The following is a 2,869-nucleotide window of genomic DNA, read 5'->3' as shown; positions in this document are numbered from 1 at the left end:
CCCCGGCGGGGACGTCGACGAGGTCCAGCCGGCCGGCCCGCTCGACCGGGAGCACCGAGTCGTGGAACATCACGGCGCGCGCCTCGTCCATGGCGTACCCGGCCCAGAACTCCCGTTCGGCGCGGGTGGTGAGGTAGCGCGCGCGGGGGAAGGTGGGCACCCAGGCGCCGTCCACCTTCCGGGTGTTCCAGCCGACGTGGTCGGCGTGCAGGTGGGTGAGGACCACCAGGTCGACGGAGTCCGGCGGGAATCCGGCGGCGGCGAGGCGCCGCGGGTAGTCGGTGCGCAGGTCGTGCCAGGCCGGGTTGGCGCGCTGCTTGCCGTCGCCGATGCCGGTGTCGACGAGTACCCGCAGCCCGTCCAGGTCGAAGGCGAAGCTGTGGCTGTCCAGGCGCAGCGTGCCGTCGGCGTCGGCGAAGTCGGGGTGCAGCCAGTCCTGGCCGGCCACCGTCCCGGGGGTGGCGCCGGGCAGCAGCCACCGTCCGGTCGCGGGCGGCAGCGGGATTTCGTCGATGCGGTGGACGGTGACGTCGCCGACCGTCCAGGAGGGGGTAGGGGTACTGGGCACGGGGCCGGCTCCTCCACTGTAAAAGCCATTCGTTTGCGTTAGTGGGACCCTAGAACCTACAGTCGCGTTAACGCAAACCTTTAGCTTTTGGTGCGGGATGCCTCGCCTGCGCGAACCCGCCCCGCCGCCCACGATCAGGAGCGCGCCCATGTCCTCCGCCGAACTCGCCCCGTCCGAGGCCGCCCACCGGGCCGCCCGGGCCGGACTCGACCTGCCGCCCGAGCGCCACGCCGCGGTGGCGGCCACCGCCCAACACATCCAGTCCGTCGTCGCCGTCCTGCGGGAACTGGACTTCGGGGACACCCCGCCCGGCGCCGCCTACCGCGCGGAAGCGGAGCACCTCGACGCGGGGGAGCGGCCCGATGCAGCCGTATGAACTGAGCCTCGCCGCCGCCGCGACACGGATCCGGGAGCGGCGGCTGTCCCCCGTGGAACTGGTCGACTCCGTCCTCGGCCGCATCGACCGGGTGGAGCCGCACCTCGGCGCCTACGCCACCGTCGCCGCCGAACAGGCCCGCGACGCGGCGCGCCGGGCCGAGCAGGAGATCGCCCAGGGCCGGTACCGGGGGCCGCTGCACGGCATCCCGGTCGGACTCAAGGACCTGATCGACGTCGCCGGCACGCCCACCGGTGCCGGCTCCCGGGTCCGGGACGGCCACCGCGCGGCCGCCGACAGCGCGGTCGCCGCCCGGCTGCGGGCCGCCGGCGCGGTCCTGGCCGGCAAGACCCACACCCACGAGTTCGCCTACGGCCTGACCACCCCGCAGACATGCAACGCCTGGGACCGCGACCGGGTCGCCGGAGGATCCAGCGGCGGGTCCGCCGCCGCGGTGGCCGCCGGGGCGGCGACCTTCGCCCTCGGCACCGACACCGGCGGCTCGATCCGGGTGCCCGCCGCGCTGAACGGGGTGGTCGGCCTCAAGCCCACCTACGGACTGGTGCCCCGCCACGGCGTCACCTCGCTGTCCTGGTCGCTCGACCACGTGGGCCCGATCACCCGCACCGTCGAGGACGCGGCCCTGGTCCTGGCCGCCCTCGCCGGGCACGACCCGCGCGACCCCGCCTCGCTGGCCGCCCCCGCCGTCGACTACCGGCCCGAGCGGGAGCCGGACCTGACCGGCGTGCGGGTCGGCGTGCCGAACGCCTACTACGTCGACCACGTCCACGAGGAGGTCGCCGCCGCCGTCCACCGTGCCGTCGAGCAGCTGGAGGCGCTCGGCGCCCGGCCCGTCGAGGTGGAGATCCCGATGGCCCGCTACCTGGTGCCCACCCTGTGGGGCCTGACCGCGCCCGAGGCCGCCGCCTACCACGCGCGCACGCTGCGCACCGTCCCCGAGCTGTACCAGGCCGACGTCCGGGTCCTGCTGGAGGCCGGCGAACTGATCGGCGCGGGCGACTACCTGCGCGCCCAGCGCGCCCGGACGCTGATCCGGGACGCGTGGGCGCGGGTCCTGGCGGAGGTCGACGTGATCGCCGCCCCGACCGTGCCGACCACGGCGGTGCGGGTCGGCCAGGAGGTGGTCGGCTGGCCGGACGGCACCACCGAGAGCGTCTCGGACGCCTACGTCCGGCTCTCCGCCCCGGCCAACGTCACCGGCGTGCCCGCGCTGTCCGTCCCGGCCGGCCACGACGCGGCGGGCCTGCCGATCGGCCTGCAACTGCTCGGGCGGCCGCTCGGCGAACGGACGCTGCTGCGGGTCGGCCACGCCTTCGAGCGGACGCAGCCCGCGCGGGCGCTGGCGCCGGTGGTCCGAGCCGGCCGCGGGCGTGCTGGGCCCGCGCCCGGGGTCCCGGCCCGCCCGGGCCCGCCGTGACGCAAAGGCGCCGCTTTAGGATGGCGGTATGAGTCCTCGGCAGATGGTCCGCCCGGGCGGGCGCAGCGCCCGGGTCCAGGAGGCGGTGCACACCGCGGTGCGCGAGCTGCTCGCGGAGGTGGGCCGCGAGGCGCTCACCGTGCCGATGGTCGCCCAGCGGGCCGGTGTCACCCCGTCCACGGTGTACCGCCGCTGGGGCGACCTGGCCGAGCTGCTGTCCGACGTCGCGGTGGAGCGGCTGCGCCCCGACACCGAGCCGGCGGACCGCGGCGGCCTGCGCGCCGACCTCACCGCCTGGGCCGAGCAGTTCCTCGACGAGATGGCCTCCGTTTCCGGCCGCGCCTACGTCCGCGACGCCCTCCTCGGTGACCCGGACGGCGGCAATGCCGGCCAGTGCTCGGCCTACGCCGCAGACCAGCTCGCCCTGGTCCTCGCCCGCGCCCGTGCGCGCGGCGAGGAGGCCCCCGGGGTCGAGGCCGCCATGGAC

General features: G+C 76.3%; 4 protein-coding genes. 3 read left to right on the top strand and 1 reads right to left on the bottom strand.

Going from position 1 to position 2,869, the window contains the following annotated elements; all coding sequences use genetic code 11:
- On the bottom strand, positions 1-568 hold a 568-nt coding region (locus ACIQOV_RS35675), incomplete at its 3' end, for an MBL fold metallo-hydrolase (RefSeq protein ID WP_401054977.1).
- 148 nt (positions 569-716) lie between these two features.
- Between ACIQOV_RS35675 and ACIQOV_RS35670 the strand changes: the two genes are divergently transcribed.
- The 3 genes from ACIQOV_RS35670 to ACIQOV_RS35660 form a co-directional block, all read left to right on the top strand.
- Complete coding sequence (locus ACIQOV_RS35670; RefSeq protein ID WP_401054976.1) at positions 717-944, top strand: hypothetical protein; 228 nt, start codon at positions 717-719, stop codon at positions 942-944.
- Entirely contained in the window at positions 931-2,382 is a 1,452-nt protein-coding gene (locus ACIQOV_RS35665; RefSeq protein ID WP_401054975.1) for an amidase, read from the top strand. The genes ACIQOV_RS35670 and ACIQOV_RS35665 overlap by 14 nt, the downstream gene beginning before the upstream one ends.
- Before the next feature lie 28 nt (positions 2,383-2,410).
- On the top strand, positions 2,411-2,869 hold a 459-nt coding region (locus ACIQOV_RS35660), incomplete at its 3' end, for a TetR/AcrR family transcriptional regulator (RefSeq protein ID WP_401054974.1).

This window comes from Kitasatospora sp. NPDC091257 (genome assembly GCF_044757675.1).
GTDB lineage: Bacteria > Actinomycetota > Actinomycetes > Streptomycetales > Streptomycetaceae > Kitasatospora > Kitasatospora lactacystinica.
This window is presented reverse-complemented; position numbering and strand designations above follow the sequence as displayed.

Excerpts from the sequence above, each read along its gene's own strand:
- ACIQOV_RS35670 (WP_401054976.1), top strand. The coding sequence starts at position 717 with ATGTCCTCCGCCGAACTCGCCCCGTCCGAGGCCGCCCACCGGGCCGCC.
- ACIQOV_RS35665 (WP_401054975.1), top strand. The coding sequence starts at position 931 with ATGCAGCCGTATGAACTGAGCCTCGCCGCCGCCGCGACACGGATCCGG.